Origin of the sequence: Pseudidiomarina homiensis (assembly GCF_003987225.1) — a bacterium.
In the GTDB taxonomy this organism is placed as follows: domain Bacteria; phylum Pseudomonadota; class Gammaproteobacteria; order Enterobacterales; family Alteromonadaceae; genus Pseudidiomarina; species Pseudidiomarina homiensis.
The window spans coordinates 168,677-187,509 of sequence record NZ_PIPX01000001.1 but is presented as its reverse complement, the minus strand read 5'-3'; the positions used below and the strand labels follow the sequence as shown (position 1 = coordinate 187,509).

General features: G+C 50.2%; 14 protein-coding genes. 2 read left to right on the top strand and 12 right to left on the bottom strand.

What is annotated here, in order from left to right; translation table 11 throughout:
* Positions 1–71: 71 nt before the first annotated feature.
* Entirely contained in the window at positions 72–1,610 is a 1,539-nt protein-coding gene (locus CWI70_RS00860) for an AbgT family transporter (protein ID WP_126769690.1), read from the top strand.
* A gap of 3 nt (positions 1,611–1,613) precedes the next feature.
* Positions 1,614–2,399: an SDR family oxidoreductase gene (locus CWI70_RS00855; protein WP_126769688.1), complete on the top strand. Its 786-nt coding sequence runs from the start codon at positions 1,614–1,616 to the stop codon at positions 2,397–2,399.
* On the opposite strand, the gene CWI70_RS00850 is transcribed toward CWI70_RS00855, so the two are convergent.
* The 12 genes from CWI70_RS00850 to accA form a co-directional block, all read right to left on the bottom strand.
* On the bottom strand, positions 2,396–3,532 hold the full coding sequence (locus CWI70_RS00850) for an energy transducer TonB (protein ID WP_126769686.1): 1,137 nt from the start codon (positions 3,530–3,532) through the stop codon (positions 2,396–2,398). The two genes, CWI70_RS00855 and CWI70_RS00850, sit on opposite strands and share 4 nt — an antisense overlap.
* Before the next feature lie 119 nt (positions 3,533–3,651).
* Positions 3,652–5,259, bottom strand: coding sequence for a dihydrolipoyllysine-residue acetyltransferase (locus CWI70_RS00845; protein ID WP_126769684.1), 1,608 nt, complete (start codon positions 5,257–5,259; stop codon positions 3,652–3,654).
* Positions 5,260–5,273: 14 nt separating this feature from the next.
* Positions 5,274–6,251, bottom strand: a complete 978-nt coding sequence (locus tag CWI70_RS00840; protein WP_126769683.1) for an alpha-ketoacid dehydrogenase subunit beta — start codon at positions 6,249–6,251, stop codon at positions 5,274–5,276.
* The gene (locus CWI70_RS00835) at positions 6,251–7,450 is read right to left on the bottom strand and encodes a thiamine pyrophosphate-dependent dehydrogenase E1 component subunit alpha (protein ID WP_126769681.1); all 1,200 of its coding nucleotides are present in this window, start codon (positions 7,448–7,450) and stop codon (positions 6,251–6,253) included. The genes CWI70_RS00840 and CWI70_RS00835 overlap by 1 nt, the downstream gene beginning before the upstream one ends.
* Before the next feature lie 86 nt (positions 7,451–7,536).
* The gene (astE, locus tag CWI70_RS00830) at positions 7,537–8,595 is read right to left on the bottom strand and encodes a succinylglutamate desuccinylase (RefSeq protein ID WP_338053104.1); all 1,059 of its coding nucleotides are present in this window, start codon (positions 8,593–8,595) and stop codon (positions 7,537–7,539) included.
* A complete protein-coding gene (locus tag CWI70_RS00825) occupies positions 8,576–9,322 on the bottom strand; it encodes a DUF599 domain-containing protein (RefSeq protein WP_126769679.1) in 747 nt (248 codons plus the stop codon). The genes astE and CWI70_RS00825 overlap by 20 nt, the downstream gene beginning before the upstream one ends.
* Positions 9,323–9,424: 102 nt before the next feature.
* On the bottom strand, positions 9,425–12,613 hold the full coding sequence (locus CWI70_RS00820; protein ID WP_126769677.1) for an efflux RND transporter permease subunit: 3,189 nt from the start codon (positions 12,611–12,613) through the stop codon (positions 9,425–9,427).
* 11 nt (positions 12,614–12,624) lie between these two features.
* Positions 12,625–13,863 (bottom strand): efflux RND transporter periplasmic adaptor subunit, encoded by a 1,239-nt coding sequence (locus CWI70_RS00815; RefSeq protein ID WP_157980839.1) that lies wholly within the window; start codon positions 13,861–13,863, stop codon positions 12,625–12,627.
* Positions 13,864–13,962: 99 nt separating this feature from the next.
* The gene (locus tag CWI70_RS00810; protein ID WP_126769673.1) at positions 13,963–15,930 is read right to left on the bottom strand and encodes a cation:proton antiporter; all 1,968 of its coding nucleotides are present in this window, start codon (positions 15,928–15,930) and stop codon (positions 13,963–13,965) included.
* Entirely contained in the window at positions 15,927–16,820 is an 894-nt protein-coding gene (locus CWI70_RS00805; protein WP_126769671.1) for a DMT family transporter, read from the bottom strand. Before CWI70_RS00805 ends, CWI70_RS00810 begins: the two co-directional genes overlap by 4 nt.
* Before the next feature lie 9 nt (positions 16,821–16,829).
* The gene (gene tilS, locus CWI70_RS00800) at positions 16,830–17,837 is read right to left on the bottom strand and encodes a tRNA lysidine(34) synthetase TilS (protein ID WP_126769669.1); all 1,008 of its coding nucleotides are present in this window, start codon (positions 17,835–17,837) and stop codon (positions 16,830–16,832) included.
* 21 nt (positions 17,838–17,858) lie between these two features.
* Positions 17,859–18,815, bottom strand: a complete 957-nt coding sequence (gene accA / locus CWI70_RS00795) for an acetyl-CoA carboxylase carboxyl transferase subunit alpha (protein ID WP_126769667.1) — start codon at positions 18,813–18,815, stop codon at positions 17,859–17,861.
* Positions 18,816–18,833 lie beyond the last annotated feature (18 nt).

Here is an 18,833-nt window from a genome sequence, read left to right as displayed (position 1 = left end):
TTGTGCTTCTGGGTTGATGGGGTATGATACTTTCGTCTAACAAATAATAACAATAGAAAAGGGGTATTCTCATGTCCGAATCATCCTCGTTACTCAACCGCATGCTCGATAAAGTCGAGAAGGTGGGTAACAAACTTCCTGATCCGGCAGTCATGTTCTTTGGCTTGCTGATTATTGTTTGGGTATTTAGCTTCTTGCTCTCTGGTATTGAGTTTGATGCCAAGCATCCACTCACGGGCGAAAACGTACAAGTTGCCAACTTACTTAGTGGCGAAGCCATGGCGGATTTCTTAGCCAATATGGTCAACACCTTTATGGGCTTTGCACCGTTGGGCGTGGTGCTCGTCGCAATGCTAGGTGTTGGGGTTGCTGAGCGAAGCGGCTTTATCAATGTTGCGATTAAGCTCATGTTGAACGTCACGCCGAAAGTATTGCTGACACCTGTGCTGATCTTGATCGCGATTGTCAGCCATACTGCAGTCGATGCCGGTTATGTATTGGTCATTCCGCTTGGTGGTGTAATCTACTATGCCGCAGGCCGTCACCCACTCGCAGGTATTGCTGCAGCTTTTGCTGGTGTATCTGGTGGTTTTAGTGCCAACTTTGTACCTTCAGCGATTGACCCACTATTACAGGGCTTCACGCAGTCGGCGGCACAAATTCTTGATCCGCAGATTCAATTAAACCCGCTGAACAACTATTTCTTCACCGCAGCATCATCGATTATCGTTGTGCTTGTGGGTTGGTACTTAACTGACCGCGTAATTGAACCACGCTTAAGCAAAACACCAATTGATGGCGATCAGGAAGACATGCCTGCGCTTGATGATGTCACCCCACGTGACCGCAAAGCATTCTACCTTGGTGTTGCGACTATGGTCGTTGGTTTGATTGGTTTGTACTTTGCGGCGAGCGCAGAAAATACGCCATTAGCTGATCCTGTGACGGGTGAACTGGCATCATTTAGCGCCCCGCTCATGCAAATGATCGTGCCGCTTATTTTCTTGCTGTTTATCTTGCCAGGTATCGTACACGGCTATGTATCAGGTAATTTCACCAACTCGCAAGACGTGATCGGCGCAATGACCAAGTCGATGGAGGGCATGGCCTACTACATGGTTATGGCGTTCTTCTGTGCTTTGTTTATCAAAGCTTTTGGTGACTCAAACCTTGGTATTTTATTATCGATTAAAGGCGCAACCTTCTTGAGCTCGTTACAGCTGTCAGGTGGCGTGACCATGGTCGGTATCATTCTGTTGGTTGCCTTTATTAACTTGTTCGTCGGTTCAGCTTCGGCCAAGTGGGCGCTGATTTCACCGATTTTCGTACCTATGCTGATGCAACTTGGTTACTCGCCAGATTTAACTCAGGCTGCGTACCGCGTTGGTGACTCCACCAGTAACATCATCACGCCACTACTACCCTACTTCCCGCTCGTGGTGTTGTACTGCCAACGTTATGTGAAGAATACTGGTATTGGCTCGTTGGTGGCACTGATGTTGCCGTTTACCGTTAGTCTGTTGGTGATCTGGTCAGCCTTCCTTGTGCTGTATTGGATGGCGGGTATCCCGCTGGGTATTCAAGCCAACTACATCTACCCAGCAGGTTAAACCATGGGTTATTTTTCGGGTAAAACCGTCTGGCTAACCGGTGCCTCCTCAGGCATCGGTTTAGCTATGGCGCAGCAACTCGCTGAAGCCGGTGCGCATTTGATACTTACTTCGCGCCGTGCCGAGGTGCTGGAAGATGTTCGTAGCGAGCTTGCTCACCCCGAGCATCATCAAGTATTAGCGCTCGACTTAAGCCAACCCGAAGCTGCCGCGGAGCAAGCGCGGGTTGCGCTTGGTGACCAAGTGATTGATATCCTGCTCAACAACGCCGGTGTCTCACAACGATCGATGATTCTCGACACTGACCTTAAGGTCTATCGACAGTTGATGGAAATTGATTATTTTGGCGTCGTAGCTTTAACCAAGCTGGTTTTGCCGCGTATGGTAGAGCGTCGCAGTGGACACATCGTCACAGTGTCTTCGGTAGCAGGTAAAGTCGGTACTAAGCTACGTAGTGGCTATAACGGCGCAAAATTTGCGGTGCTTGGCTTTATGGATTCGTTACGTGCCGAAATGAACCAACATGGCTTGGTGGTGACTTCAATTCTACCCGGCTTTATCAATACCGCGATTGCGCACAATTCGCTATCAGGCGACGGCTCTGCGCTTGGTAAAGAAGATCCCGACAACGCTGGTGGCATCTCGGCTGAAGAATGCGCCCGCCAGTCTCTGCAGGCGATAGCAAAAGGCAAAGCCGAAGTCGTGGTTGGCTCCGGCATGTCCAAGCTTGCCCCGTTCTTGCAGCGCATCTCGCCGAGCTTTGTGCGCCGCATGGTGGCTAAGCGTTAATTTGACTTTTGGATACTAAAATCAAGTTGTACGGTTTCGTCTTTCACCTTAATCGGTTGACCATTTTCGTAGGCCGGAACGTACAACCACTTTGATAGCGCCTTAAGTCCCTCGCGACCGAACTCAGGTGCACTCTCAGATTCAATGCGAATATTTTCGGTGCGCCCTGAAGTATTAATATCGAACTTCAATTTAACGTGACCACCGTCATCTGAGTTCAGGTGCTCTTGTGGATAAGATGGATTGACTCGGTACACAACTTCATTTGTCGACTCGACACCTAACTCCGCGCTCATCTCGGCAATGCGGGCCAAGGCACGATCGACAGCTTCTTCATTCTTCTCGTTTGCATAAAGCATTACTAGTCGATGACTTGCCGCTAACTGCAATTGCGATATCGCCTTCCGGCCTTCTGCATCAACCGCAACAACCTGTTCAAGCTTTTCAATTGCATCATCGACATCGCCCTCTCCGGCATCTTCCATTGCCGCATAAAACGCACTGGTGACAGTCATGACATGACTCGCTCCATTGCGTTTCACATAAACTTCGTACAGTGAAGACCAGAGTTCAGGTCGAGTTTGGTTCAAGCGCAAAAATTCTTTTGCCATTGCCGTTTTGACCGCCAAAACCACATCAGGATGGGCCGCTTCTTGCGCTACGAAGACTTCGGTGATGGCCAATTCGTAATGGGATATTAGCTCCTCGTTAGGACTTGGCATGGTCTCAAACGCAAGTAGCAGCGGTTCAAGCAGCTCGATTGCCGCAGAATCGTACTCGCGCTGATAAATTCGCACGACTAAAGCAGCTAGAGCATGTGCTTGCTCACTAACGCGCTCCTTAGCACTCAATAGAAATAGATAATTAAGCGCTAGGTTTGCGGTATTTAAATGTTCGCTACCAAAGTAATCGCGACCCGATAAATAGGCCTCAAAGGCGAGTTTTTGCAATTCGCTGCTAGGTGTCGAAGCTTCAGCATTTGCTGTTTCATAAGCTTTATACGACTGCTGAAACGCTTGTTTTGCGTCGACTTGCTCGAATGCGAATGTTGGTGAGTTAACTTGTAGCGCCAAAACACCGAATACTGCCGCATACAATGCGGTTTTGAATTGAGGAGAAAGAGACTTCAACATGTACACCTTGTTGTTATTTTTCTTTAAAAATTCAACATATCAGAATAAATTTAACAAGTCAGTGTAAAAGAACAAAAAAGCCAGCCTTGAAGGCTGGCTTTCGTTTGCATGCTAGGTAGTTAAACCATATGCACCAACATCGAGGTTGGGTCTTCCAAGTATTCCTGCCAACGCTTGTTGAAGCGGGCTATGGTGCCGCCATCAATGATGCGATGGTCGCCTGACCAGCTCACATTCATGATTTTGCGTGCGACCACGTTACCCTGAGCGTCAAAGCGCGGGAGTTCTTGAACTTTACCCAGTGCCACAATAGCGGCTTCCGGTTTGTTGATGATTGGCGTCGCTACGGTACCGCCAATCACACCAATGTTCGAGATGGAAATGGTGCCACCTTTCATATCTTCTTGCGCGACACGGCCTTCACGAGCCGCTTGCGTTAAGCGCGTGACTTCGTTGGCAATATCGATAATGCTCTTGTTCTGTACCTGTTTGACGTTAGGTACCAACAAACCAATCTTGGTGTCTACTGCCATGCCGATGTTGTGATCATCAAAATAAGTGATCTCGGTGCAATCGGCATTTACTTGCGCGTTCATGATCGGGAACTCTTTCAACGCAAGTGACAACGCTTTGATGAAGAATGGCATCATAGTGATGCGAATACCTTCATCTTTATAGCGTTCTTTCAACTGTTTCTGCAGCGCCATGACGTTGGTCAGATCGAACTCATCGGCATAGGTAAAGTGCGGAATGGTGCTGACCGATTCGGTCATCGCTTTTGCCATGGCCGCTTTCACCCCACGAATGGCTTCGGTGCGGGTGCCGCCAGAAGTGGCAGTTGGTTTTGCCGACACTTGTGCTGATGGTGAAGCTTCCCCCGTGGTAGAACCACGGGCTACGTAATTTTCGACGTCTTCTTTCATCACGCGGCCTTTGGCGCCGGAGCCGGGGACTTGGCTGATGTCGACGTCAAGTTCGCGGGCACGTCGGCGAACCGCCGGGCTCGCAATGGCTTTGCCTTGGCGCGCCGCTTGTGGGGCGTCGGCTTGACTTGGGTTGGCGGCGGACGAGTTGGCGGCGGAAGCTTGAGCATTGCTGGCTTGAGCATTGTCGTTGTGGCTGGTTTGACCCGTAGTAGAACTACGGGCTACTTCGCCTTCGACGCGGACGGCGAAGAGTGGTTCGTGTACTTTGGCGATGTCGCCTTTGGCGTAATAAAGTTTTTCGACGACGCCGTGTTCTTTCGCGGGGATCTGTACCAAAGCCTTGTCGGTCATTACGTCAACGACCGGCTGGTCTTCTTCGATGACGTCACCTTCTTTGACTTGCCATTCGACAATTTCGCATTCGACGATACCTTCACCGATATCGGGAAGGATGAAGTCGGTGACGGTGCTTCCTGAGCTGGCATTGCTGCTGGGTTCAGGTTCCCCCGCAGTAGAACTGCGGGCTACGTCGTTGTCCGCCGATCCATTTGAATTGGAATCGTCGGTGCCGGTGATGGCAAAGAGCGGTTCGTGGACTTTGGCGATGTCGCCTTTTTCGTAATAAAGTTTGCTCACCACGCCGTCTTCTTTGGCGGGGATCTGCACTAAAGCTTTATCGGTCATCACGTCGACCACCGGCTGGTCTTCTTTGATGGTGTCGCCTTCAGCAACAAGCCATTCAACGATTTCGCACTCAACGATGCCTTCGCCGATGTCCGGTAAGATAAAATCTTTACTCATGGTCTACGGCCCTCTTAATAGAACATCGAAGCTTTCACGGCTTCGTACACTTTCAGGTGGTCGACAAAGTATTCTTTCTCGTGACACAGCGGATAAGGCACATCAAGGCCACATACGCGTGCAATCGGCGACTCTAAATACAAGAAGCACTTGTCTTGAATGGTCGCTGCAACTTCACTGGCAAAACCATTGGTCAGTGGCGCTTCTTGCGTCACCACTAAACGGCCAGTTTTCATCACTGATTTCGCTACGGTGTCGATATCCCACGGTAACAAGCTCACCAAGTCGATCACTTCACAGTCAATGCCGTCTTCGGCAGCTTTCTCAGCCGCTTTCTCGGCCATTTCAACCTGTGCCCCCCAAGCGACGATGGTCAAATCTTTACCTTCGCGGACAATGTCAGCTTTGCCGAGTTCTAGCGTGTACTCTTCTTCAGGTACTTCGCCAGTTGACGCACGATACAAACGCTTCGGCTCCATAAAGAGCACTGGATTTGGATCAAAAATCGCGCTTAACAACAAGCCTTTCGCCATGTATGGGTTGCGCGGCATGACAATTTTCAGGCCTGGCGTATGGGCAAAATAAGCTTCTGGTGACTGCGAGTGATAGTGACCACCGGCAATACCGCCACCGTATGGTGTGCGAATGGTAAGTCCGCCGACGTTAAACTCGTTACCCGAACGATAGCGGAACTTCGCCGATTCATTCACGATCTGGTCAAATGCTGGGAAGATGTAGTCACCGAATTGAATCTCAGCAACCGCATAACTACCTTGCGAGGCCAAACCATTGGCAAAACCAAGGATGCCCTGCTCGACCAATGGCGTATTAAAGTTACGGTCACGACCGTACTTATCCGTTAACTTAGACGTCGCGCGGAATACCCCACCGAATGCGCCAGTATCTTCACCAAAGCTATAGACTTTGTCATTTTTTGCCATCGCAATGTCGAGTGCACTATTGATGGCTTGTAATAAGTTCATGTTCGCCATTATTTGTCTCCCCCATCAATACGTGACGCTGTTTTCGGATACGCCTCTGGGTATTTGCGAATGTGCGCCTTCAACTGCTCAAGTTGCTCTTTAAGCTGTTGCGTTGGGGTGTCATAGACGTCATTAATCAACTCATCAATATGCGGAGCTGGAACTTTCTCTGATTTCTTCAGTGCTGCCAAGACTGCTGCTTTCTTCTCGGCGAAGATCTCTTCAGCATCTTTCTCGGTCAGCCATTTTTTCTTGATCAAGTAGGTTTGGAAGCGCGCGAGCGGATCTTTTGCACGCCAAGCGTCTTCTTCATCACGGGTACGGTAACCGGTTGGATCATCTGAAGTTGAGTGCCCAGCCATACGGTACGACATACCTTCAATCAACACCGGCTCGTTCTCTTCAACGGCAAGTTTACGCGCCATTTGAGTCGCTAAATAAACGGCCAAGATATCGTTACCATCGACACGAATAGTTTTCATGCCGTAGGCGACACCGCGTGGCGCAATGCCGTCACCAGCATACTGCTCGCCTTGCGATGGCGTCGAGATGGCATAACCGTTGTTACGGCAGAAGAAAATCGCTGGAACTTTGTAGACCGCGGCCATGTTCAACGCGGCATGGAAGTCACCTTCAGAAGCAGCGCCTTCACCGAAATAACAAATGGTACAGTTGCCGGTTTTGTCCATCTTCTGGCCATAAGCGTAACCCGTCGCTTGCGGGATCTGGGTCGCTAGTGGTGAAGCGATGGTCATAAAGTTAAGGTCTGCACAGCCGTAATGCACCGGCATTTGGCGGCCCTTACCGAGATCGCGCTCGTTTGAGAACAATTGGTCCATGAACTGTTCAACGGTAAAACCACGGTACGCCAACGCGCCCTGCTCACGGTATTGCCCCATGATCATGTCGCCGTCATCCAACGCGGCTGCCGAACCGATACTTGCCGCTTCTTCGCCAAGCGAAGACAAGTAGAAGCTAATACGCCCCTGGCGCTGCGCGGCAATCATGCGTTCGTCCAGAATGCGGATGAATTGCATGGTATCAAACATCTTCAAAGCAAGATCTTTGTCAATCTCAGGTGCCTTAGCACCCTTGTGCACGGTACCGTCTTCTTTGAGGATCTGAAGCATTGGAATCTGCAACGCAGAACCGTCTAAAAAGCTCGGTTTGGTCACGATTTCTAGCTGATGTTGTTTATCCTGTGCCATAACTTTCTCGTTCTCAGAAAAATTGCGCTCACTTTACCTTTACGTCAACTGACATGCAAATAAGCGACTACGCATTTGCGTAAAAATCAGACCAGTTGCAATTGCGCAAAAGGTACTTCGACAACGGTCAACAATGCCCGCTGGCCTAGGGCCACCTTGGCATTCGGGAAAATAATTCGTTCCCCCGACTGTTCCACTAGGTACTCTTGGTCACCATCGGTAGCCAACAACTCCCCCTTCTCAAAGGCAGTAAAATTGGCTACATCATCGGGAAAATGCAGGGTGAAATTCTCAACTGTACGGTTAATTGTACGGCAGACGTCAAAAACGCGGGTACGATTTGCATCAAATTCCGGCAATTTCAGCTCACGCTCGCAAATAAGCTTAGTGAACATTGTTTGTGCGGCGGCAAATTTACTATGGTCATTTTCGCCAAACGGCCGCACTTTACCAAGTTCAACGGTAAAAGCGTCAGCTCCATGGGTACGCACACTGTAATAGCTGAAGGTTGTGGTAGGTGCCTGATTCAGTAGAATCGTTTCAACCCCACATTCGGCTAAGAAAGTGAGTTGCGCTTTTTTATAAGGCGCACCGTGAGTAAACGGATAAACCGCAAACTTCTCAAATTCCGAGTCACGAATTGCCGTGTGCAAGTCGTAATGATAGCGCTCTCGCTGTCCCTCTGGCGCGGCGGCGAAGAAGTCAGTAATCACCTGTTCAAGCTGCGCAGCGCGTTGATGTTCGCGGCTGTTGCCTTCTTGGTGAGCGCCGCTGAATAAACGATTCATGTTCATTTCAACAAAACGTTTGCCAATGGCTATTGCTGCAGGGTTGGCGATCAGAAAGAGCGTGCGTTGCACCGGCTTAAGTTCACCGCGCATAATGCCGTGTATCATGTCACGAACAATCTCTATCGGGGCGGTTTCGTCACCATGCACGGCACACGACAGCACTACATCTTTGCCACTTGGCTGCTCAGGTTCAACGATCACAATGCCATAATCAGGGAAATGAAGTTCGCCACCGTCGTACTTCAAGGTAGCATTGAGCAGCTGTTGATTGGCGGCAACGGTGTTGCCGTTATACCCGGCAAGCGTCCAATCTAAGACGTTCACGGCGGCTAGCTCATTTGTCTTCTGATTCACTTTCTGACTCCTGTTGCTTAATTCGTCCAGGTTCTAACCCTTTGGTCGCTAATAACGCACGTAACACTCGTGAACGATATTCACGGCGGTACAACACGGACACAACCACAATGGTGGATACAATGAAAAGTATCGGGTGTAAGAACCAAGTAAGAAACGCTAAGGCAAAATAGTAAGCGCGCAGGCCATTGTTGTACTCATGCCCGGCTTGGTCTATCACCTTGGCTGATTGCCGCGCAAAGACTTCACGTTGTTCATCAGTGAATTCCGTACTGCGGTATTGAGGTGCGGCGCCAAGCAACACCGAGACAAAGCCAAATTGGCGAATCGCCCAGGTAAACTTGAAAAAGGCAAAAACAAAAATAAGCGCCAGCACGGCCAGTTTGAACTGGACTTTTTCTGGGGATGTATCAGCAGTTAACGGCAGTGATTGCAGCACTGTCACCACTTTATCTGCCGAGGCCAATAAAGTAAGCACACCGGCTAACACCAGTACCGTAGAGGACGCAAAAAAAGTCACCGTGCGTTCGACGTTGCCAAGTAGCGCCGCGTCAGCAATCTGGTGTTCTTTGCGGGTTAAGGTGGTCATCCAATCAATACGCAGTTGCCGCAGAATATGCGACAAACTATAAGTACTGCGCGCACGAATACGCGCAAACTGCGTGTAAAAAACCCAAACCGTCACAAAAAACGCCAAGGTGACGATATCAAGTGTACTTAGGTTCATGCTCTAGACCTTGTGCTAACGTGACACGCACGAAAGCCGCAGTGTGGACCTGATGGTCTTAGCTGCGGCTTCGATAATTAGTTTAAGGTCATTAGTTTACCATTATGTGACGATGTTGTCCGACTCTGATTTTGGTGCCGGCTTCTCAGCCAGACCGTACCATGACAACATGGTTTTGAAGCCACGTTTGGTGTCATCCAAGATTAAATACAAGCATGGAATCAACAGCAACGTAATCACCGTGGCGAACAGAATACCGAACGCCAACGAAATCGCCATTGGAATCACCATTTTCGCCTGCAAACTCTTTTCGAGGACGATGGGCAGCAGACCAAAGAAAGTCGTCAAACTGGTCAGGATGATTGCTCTGAAACGCGCTGAGCCTGCATCTTGTACCGCTTGGCGTAACTTCACTCCATCGCGGCGCGCTTGGTTGACATAATCCACCATGACCAAAGAGTCATTCACCACCACGCCTGCCAAGGCAATGATCCCGAACAGACTCAGAATCGAAATCGGCATGCCAATAATCCAATGCCCGATCACCGCACCGATCATACCGAACGGAATCACCGACATGATGATAAGCGGTTGGCTATACGACTTCAGCGGTATTGCCATTAGTGCAAAGATTGCGAACAACGCCAGCACGAAACCAATGGCCAGCGAGTTCGTGGCTTCAGCTTCATCTTGTGAGGCACCTTCAAGTTGGAAGCTCACTGATGGATAGTTATCTAAAATCGGCTGAATATGTTGTTCACGAACTTGCCGCACAACTTCAAACGGTTCGACGCGCTCTTTATCAACCCGAGCACGCACCCTTACGGAACGCTCGCGGTCGATACGGGTGATGGTGTTATAACCCTTCGCAAAGCGAATGTCGGCAAGCTCAGTAAACGGTATCAACGCACCGTCACTGGTACGCAACTTCATATCTTCAAGGTTGCCTACCGACTGACGCTCATTGATCGGGTAGCGCACCATCACGCGAACTTCTTCGTCACCACGCTGAATACGTTGAGCTTCAGCACCATAGAAGGCGTAACGCACTTGATTAGCGAGATCGCTTAGGGTGATCCCCATAGCCGTCGCCAGCGGTTTGGTTTCTAGAATAATTTCGTCATTGCCGGCACCAAAGGTGTCTTCAATATCATAGACGCCGTCAAACTGGCCAAATACTTCTTTGAGATCATTGGCGGCCGCCGATAGCTGCTCAAGATCGTCACCGGCAAGTTGAAACTCAACGTCAAAACCGCCACCGCCGCCGATACTTCCTTGGAAGTTAATCGCTTTAACACCGGCAATTTCAGGGGTCTCTTGGCGCCAACGATTGATAATGCCAAAGCCGTCAATTTCGCGATCTTCGCCTTTTTGCAGCTCGCTCATGATCATGCCGTTGGTGGTACCCTGCAGCCACACGTTGGTATGACGCACCACGCCTTCGCCCTCTTCCTCCTTGATTTGCTCGTTCACGCGCATCAAGGCATCTTCAATGGTTTGCAGTGCACGAATAGTGGCGTCTTCGGACGAACCAGGCTGCATTTCAACGCTGGTTTGAATGAAGTCACTAGGAATATTAGGGAAAAACACCCAACGCACCACGCCACCGCTGATCAAGCCGATCATCAGAATGAACATGCCGATAAAACTTGCGAGTGTGGTGTAACGGTAATGCAAGCACTTGGCGAGGAACGGACGGTAATAACGCTCCACGAACACTCGTAGGCTATCGGAGATTTTATTGCGGCCACGTTGGAAGGCATTGAGCTTCTCTCCACCGCCCTTGCTGAATTTCATTGCCGCAATATGCGCCGGTAGAATGAGCTTTGACTCAACCAGCGAAAACGCCAAGCAAAGAATCACGACCCAAGCGATGGATTCCCATATCGCTCCCATGCCGCCATCAACCATCAGCATCGGAATAAATGCGACCATCGTGGTAAGCACGCCAAAGGTTGCAGGAATCGCGACTTTCTTCGCCCCCCGCACCACGTTGTCGGTACTCTTGCCGTATTTTTCAATTTCGGAGTAGGCACTTTCGCCTATAACTATGGCGTCATCCACCACTATCCCGAGCACCAATATGAAGCCGAACAAGCTGATCATATTGATCGAGATATCGAACATCGGCAGCGGCATTAAAGCAATGGTACCCAAGAAACAAATCGGAATGCCGATCATGACCCAGAAAGCCAAACGCAACTGCAAGAACAACGACAGCATTAAGAACACCAAAAAACCACCGGTGATCATGTTGTCTAGCATCAGGTCGAGGCGACCTTGCAGGTAATACGACGAATCGCCCCAGTGTGCAACGTTGACCTCTGGCGGCAACTCTTTTTGCTTACGCTCAATGTAGTTCCGTACTGCTTCTGCCACGGCTAAATCGTTTTGATTGCCGACTGAGTCCACTCGGACAAACGTCGCTGGTTTACCGTCAAACCGAGTAAAGCGGCGGCGTTCGATAAACTCGTCTTTTACCGTGGCAATGTCGCCAAGCGTCAGACGTGTTCCGTCAGCGCGGTTGATGAGGACAATCTTTTCAAATTCCTCGCCATAGTACGCTTGATTATTGGCACGCAGCAGAATGTCGCCATTTGGCGTGCGAATAGAGCCACCGGCCACATCAATAGAGGTACCGCGCACAGCGTTGACAACCTGCTGGAAACTCAAGTTATAGCGCTGTAAATCATGCTCAGAGATCTCAATCGAAATTTCGTAGTCACGCGCCCCCACCGTCTCAACCTTAGTGATGCCACCAATATTTTTCAGGTCGTCACGGATTTGTTTGGCGAGCTCTTTTTGGTTGCGCTCGCTCATATCACCGAAGACACTAATCCAAATCACTTGGCGCTGTGGTCGAATTCGATAAATATTTGGATTTTCAATTTGCTGCGGAAAGTTCGGGATGGCGTCAACGAGCATCTTCACTTCGTCCATCACCACTTGCGGATCATAGCCACTTTCCACTTCAACAGTTACCGAACCGCCTCCTTCACGCGCCGTCGACGTTAATCGTTCAACGCCATTGACGTCTTCCAAGGCATCTTCGATCAATACGATAACGCCTTGCTCAACTTCTTGAGGTGCGGCCCCTGGAAACGGAACTTGAATACTGATGGTGTTAAGCTCGATCTCGGGGAACATCTGCTTACGAACTTCAAACACCATGAAAATACCGGTGATGATGATGAGCGCCATCAATAGGTTAGCAGCAACCGTGTTATTGGCCCACCAAGCGATCAGTCCCGTTTCGCGACCTGATTCTGGCGAATTTTGTGGTACTTGCATTGCTAAGCTCCTTATTCGCCGCTGGCGTCAGCGTTATCTTTCGCTGCCACTGCAGTATCATCTTCTGCCGCTTTTGGCTGTTCCATTTGTTGCGGCATTGGATCGCCTGGTAGACGTACTTTCATGCTCGGTAAGGCGTTGGCTAACTGGGTTAACACTACTTTATCGCCAGCTTCGAGGCCATCACTCACGATGACTTGGTTTTCTTCAGCTCGGAGCACCTCAACATGTTGGCGCTTTAAGCGACGCTCTTCGTCAACCAACCAAACGTTGCCGTCGGTATTGAGTGCGTAACGTGGAATGCGGTAAACATCTTCAACATACTTACCTTCAATTTCGAGTTGCACAAAGCGACCGAAGCGTAAAATTTCTGCGTGCGACTCACCCGCGCGGTTATAGGGGTCTTGCACTTCGACCACACCGTAAATAACTCGGCTCTTACTGTCTAAAACACCTTCGCTACGTACCAAACGACCTTGCCATTCATACTTTTCACCTGCAACAAATGAGCTCAAGCGCACACGTGGAAAGTCTGTTTCTTGTTCGCGACGAGGCAAGTTTAAATAAGCGAGGTCACGATCGCTCAGCGGCACACGAACCTCTGCCACTTCCGTTCCCATCAATTGTGCGACTTGGCTACTGACATTCACAAATTGGCCGAGATCGACATTTTTGCTTTGTAATAAACCGGCGAAAGGTGCGCGGATCACGGTCCGATCAAGGTCACGTTGCGCTTTCGCGACAGCTGCTTCTGCCGACTGCATGGCGGCAACAGCACTGGCAACCTGAGGCTCACGCAAACCTAAAGCAGGAATTTCTCCCAGTTGTAAGGACTCCCACTCTTCCTTGGCGACTTTTGCGCGGGCACTTTCTTCTGCAAGTGCAGCTTTAGCTTGAGCCAAGTTGGCTTTCGCGTTCTGTAATGCCACTTCGTAGTCACGAGGATCAATCTTGACCAGCATGTCGCCTTCATTGAAGTAGCCGCCATTGTGGAAATTAGCTGCGATCTCAATTACTTGACCACTGACTTGCGTCACTAAGTTGGTCGTATGCTTGGCCATCACGTTACCTTGCCCGCTGACTAACAAATTGATGTCTTCGGGTTGTGCCTCTTGTACTTCAACAAGTACCGCTGGGCGTTCCATTGAGCGCATCGGTAGCTGCGGACGCAACATTCCGAGCAAAACCACAAGGGCAATCGCCACAATGATGATCAGAGGGGGAAGTAAAGCACGTTTCTTAAAAGCCATTGAGATCATTCCATTCGAACATGAAGATGGCGCATAGTATGCGCCACCTTTAAGTGATTATTAAGGCAGATTATGTTGCGAGTTGTAACAACTGTAACATTAACCGTTCAGTAGGTAACTTTCGCCCGCTTCTATTGCGCGTGGACCACCGGCAAGCAAAACCACGTCACCCTTCGCCAAGCTAAAGTCACCGTGTACCTCACTGAATTCCTCGTCACCACGGCGTACCGACTTAACTTGTACGGCGAGTTCATCCAGACCGAGCTGGCGAAGTTCTTTACCGCACGCATAAGCATTGTCGCTGAGTTGTACCGCATGTAAAAACAACAGTCGGTCAATTTTTTCTGGATCCATATCGGTGGTTTCACCAGGGTAAAAGCCGTGCATGTCGCCATAGTGTGAACGCCGAGCCTGATCCAAGCGCGACAAAATTCGGCGAATAGGAATGCCTGAGCGACTCAAGACTTGCGATACCAACATGAGGCTCGCCTCTAAGGTATCAGGTACGACTTGTGTCGCCCCAGCCGCCATCATTTCTTGTAATCGTAGGTCATCACGCGAGCGCACAATGATTTCGGCGTGGTCGTTGACCTCACGAATCGCTTTAAGTACTTCTAGAGCTTTATAGTCTTCAGCAAAACTAATGATGATCAATTCTACCTGATCGGCGTGCACAGCTTTTAAGATGTCACGCCGCGCAGCATCGCCAAAATAGACCTTTGCGCCACCAGCAATAGCCTCTTGTACGCGCTTGGTGTCGTGATCAATGGCCAGATGGTCAATGCCTTCATTGGTTAAAAAGCGGCTAATGGTCTGTCCGACACGTCCAAACCCAAGCACCAAGACGCGTTTAGGCTCAGATACATCGGGTTGAGTGATGTCTTCTTCGTCACTCCGCGAGCGGCCGCGAACCAGTGGCGTCACTAATTGCCGACAGCGTTGAATAACCAGCGGCGTGACCGCCATTCCCAGTACACCGACCCCGACCAGTAGCGATGCGATGTCCTGTGGTAGTAAGGCATAGGTCAGTGCCAACGAAACTAAGACGAAGCCGAATTCTCCCATTTGGAATAGCATCAGGCCGGCGCCCCATGCGTCTTCCTCGCGCTCTCCCATACCGCCAGCTAACAGGCGCACAACGACCATCTTTATCGCGCCGATAAGCACAACGGCAAGTAAAATCCAATGTAGATTCTGCCAGAACACAGCCAGATTCAGCTGCATGCCTACAGTGATGAAGAAAAGGCCCATCAGAATATCGCGAAATGGGCGAATATCCGCTTCAAGCTGATGCTTGTACTTACTTTCACCCAACATCATCCCAGCTAAGAACGCCCCCAGCGCCATCGACAACCCAAACACGTGGGTGAGACCACCAGCAACCAATGCGACCAACAGCGTTGCCAGGACAAAGAGTTCATCGGTACGCAAGCGCGCAATCTCGCGAAAGATGTGGGGTAGCACCCATTTGCCAATGGCCATCAGGACGACCACGACACCAGCCCCTTTGAGCAACGCTATGCCGAGGCTCTCCCAGATACCTACTTGTGCATTCTCAGCAGCAAGTAATGGAATAATGATCAACATTGGCACCACGGCGATATCTTGGAATAACAACACGGAGACCGTGGCCTGCCCTTTGCGGGTGGTCAGCTGGGAGGACTCCCCTAATTGTTTTATCACCACCGCCGTTGAGCTCAACGCCAGTGTACCGCCAATAACCATCGCCGCCGTCCAATCGCCCATCCAAATGTAAGCTAATCCGGCAAAAATCAACGTGCAGATGATGACCTCACCAGCACCGAGCCCAAATACAAGGCGGCGCATGGCAATCATTTTCGGCAATGAGAATTCCAAACCGAGCGAGAAGAGTAAGAGCACGACACCTAACTCAGCAACGAAATGATAGTCATTGGGATCTTTGATCCAAGCGGTTACGTCGGGGCCAGCGATAATTCCGGCCACCAAATAGGCCAAAATTGCAGGCAATTTTATGCGCCGAAAAGCCCACACCAATGCCACCGCAATAGCTAGCAACAGCAGTACGTCAGCGAAGGCTCCGTTCATACTTTTTTCCTTTGTAGATATAGACCAAGACAAATCAAGCTTAGTCCAATTAAGGTCGTAACTTGAATAACTTCATCCAATATAAAGTAAATAAGTAACAAACTCATGAACGGGCTCAAGAAAATCAGCATTGATAGTTGCGACGTTCGTTCGGCTGTGCGCATGGCGGTCAACCAAAGTAAAAATGTGATACCCATCTCAAATAAGCCGACATAGGCCGCTGCCGCCAGAGCTCGCCACTCGTGCCAAGGCAACGGACGCGGGTCAAACAACAGCGCCAGCGCTAACAACAAGCTACCAAAAGCAAAGCACCAAAACATTGCTGGGATAGGTGCGTCTTTATTTTTGGTGTTGATCAGCCAATAACTCGCCCACAACAGGGTACTTAATAGTGCTAACCCTATTCCCAGCCAATTGGTCTCGGCAAAATTCCATTGCCCTCCAGTGGCTATCAACACCACGCCACCGTAGGCCACCACCATTGCCAACAGCTCCCGTTTCGTTAAGCGTTGTTTTAACATCGGCACTGCTAACAAGGCCATGGTAATCGCCCACGTATAGTTGATGGCTTGGGCTTGCTGAGCGGGGAGTTGGTCATAGGCAGCGAAGAGCACCCAATAATACACAAATGGGTTAAGTGCACCTTGGCCCAAATAGAACAGCCAACGCTGCCGCCCTAGCCTTATGGTTTCTATGCAGCGACCTTGCCAGACGAGCAGAGCAAAAAAGGTAAGGGTGCTGGTCAGTGCGGCGAGAAACAACAGATGTAGTGGCGTTAGATAGCCCAAAGCAAGCTTAAACGCAGTTGCCACCGTCGACCAAAGCGCCACTGCGGCTAAGCCAAACATCAATGCACGACGTTGGTTCTGTGCCACTGGAGGAGCCGCCATGTTCTATCCTTAGCTGCTGGTGCGTTGCTGCAATTGCAAGTAGCGGTCGCGAGACCGAGTCAGTAAAAAACGCCCCCATGCGACTTGGGGCTGTTTATCATTGCCGGTTTGCACCATTTGAGTGCGTATTTGTTCAAGTTGCGCATACGACGGCATCGTTGCACCATTTTGGTGCAGCCAAGCGCGCAGTAAAGCTCGCTGCGTGGCCGCAGAATGCGACTTCAGTTGATCAACCGCCAGTTCCCCTGCTTCGTTCACCGCCGGTTTCAGTTGCTCATGCAGTAACTCTTCAAGAACATCTTGCTGTTCTGCACAAAGCTGGGCACTACGTAACACCGAATTACCAAACTGAGGCCAGCGCTCTTCAAGTTTCGGCACCACCTCATGCCGCAAGAAGTTACGATCTATTGCTGTGTCATAATTGGTGTCGTCTTCGATCCAGTGTAATTTGTGGTGTTCAGCATAAGCGTAGATTTCGGCTTTGCTTACCCCCAGCAAAGGGCGCAGCCACGTCTGAGAGCCAGAACGATGAGCGGCTTCGCCATCGATGGTCTGAGCCATTGCGGCCAAGCCTTTTGGTCCGGCTCCGCGCTTGAGCTGTAGCAGAAACGTTTCGATTTGATCATTGCGATGCTGTCCGAGCAGCATTACCGCATCATCGTCAGCAAGCTCATTGAGCCGCTGATAACGCGCTTCACGCCCCGCCGCTTCTTTGCTAATCCTTGCCCCCTGCGGCACCGGCAAAACTTCACAGAGCATTGGAAAGTTGCGTCGCAGGCAGTCCTGGCGGAGACCTTCGGCCCACTCACCGGAACTCGGATGAAAGCGGTGATCAAGATGAATAGCTAAATAATTAAAGTCAGGATGCTCGCTGCGCCAGCGGTCGAGCAGATCAAGAATAGTTTGCGAATCGGCGCCGCCGCCAAGACAGGCAACGAGTTGTTGGTGCGGTCGCAGCGTTAGTTTGGCTAACGCTGCGGCAAATTCAGGATAAAGGTCGCGATACTCAGTGTTCACGTAAGTCGATGACGCCGCTGTTTAGCAATAACCAAACGACATGAGCTTCTGGTAACGCTGCTCGAGCAACGCGGTTTTATCCAGACCTTTCAGCTCACTCAAGTCGGTTAACAAACGCTGCTTCAGGCTTTGTGCCATGGCCGTGTAATCGCGATGCGCACCACCCAATGGCTCTGGAATAATCTGATCAATCAAGCCTAGCTCAAGACTGCGATCTGCGGTTACGCCCATTGCTTCGGCAGCAATTGAGGCCTTCTCAGCGCTCTTCCACAAAATCGAAGCACAGCCTTCAGGCGAAATGACCGAATACGTTGAGTATTGCAGCATGTTCACGCGGTCACCGACGCCAATCGCCAGTGCACCACCTGAACCACCTTCACCAATAACAGTACAAACAATAGGTACGTTCAAGCGCGCCATCACTTTCAAGTTCCGTGCGATAGCTTCTGATTGCCCGCGCTCTTCAGCACCGATACCTGGGTATGCCCCTGGCGTGTCGATAAAGGTAATAATCGGCATCTTAAAGCGTTCAGCCATTTCCATAAGACGCAACGCTTTGCGATAGCCCTCAGGTTTTGGCATACCAAAGTTACGAAAGATTTTTTCTTTCGTCTCACGCCCTTTCTGGTGACCAATAATCATCACTGGTTGACCATCAAGGCGCGCAGTACCGCCGACAATTGCACGATCGTCGGCAAACGCACGGTCACCGGCGAGCTCGTCAAAATCGGTAAAAATATGCTCAATGTAGTCCAAGGTATAAGGACGCAACGGGTGACGCGCCATCTGCGCGACTTGCCAAGCGCCTAGGTCACCGAAAATCTTTTCGATCAGCTGTTCCCGCTTCTCTTGCAGCTTAGCAATCTCTTCTTCGATGGAAATGTCGAAGTCACCTTTGGCACCGACTGCCTTCAGCTCGTCAATTTGTGCTTGTAGCTCAGCAATTGGCTTCTCGAACTCTAAAAATTGCAAATTCATTTGGACTCCCATATGCAA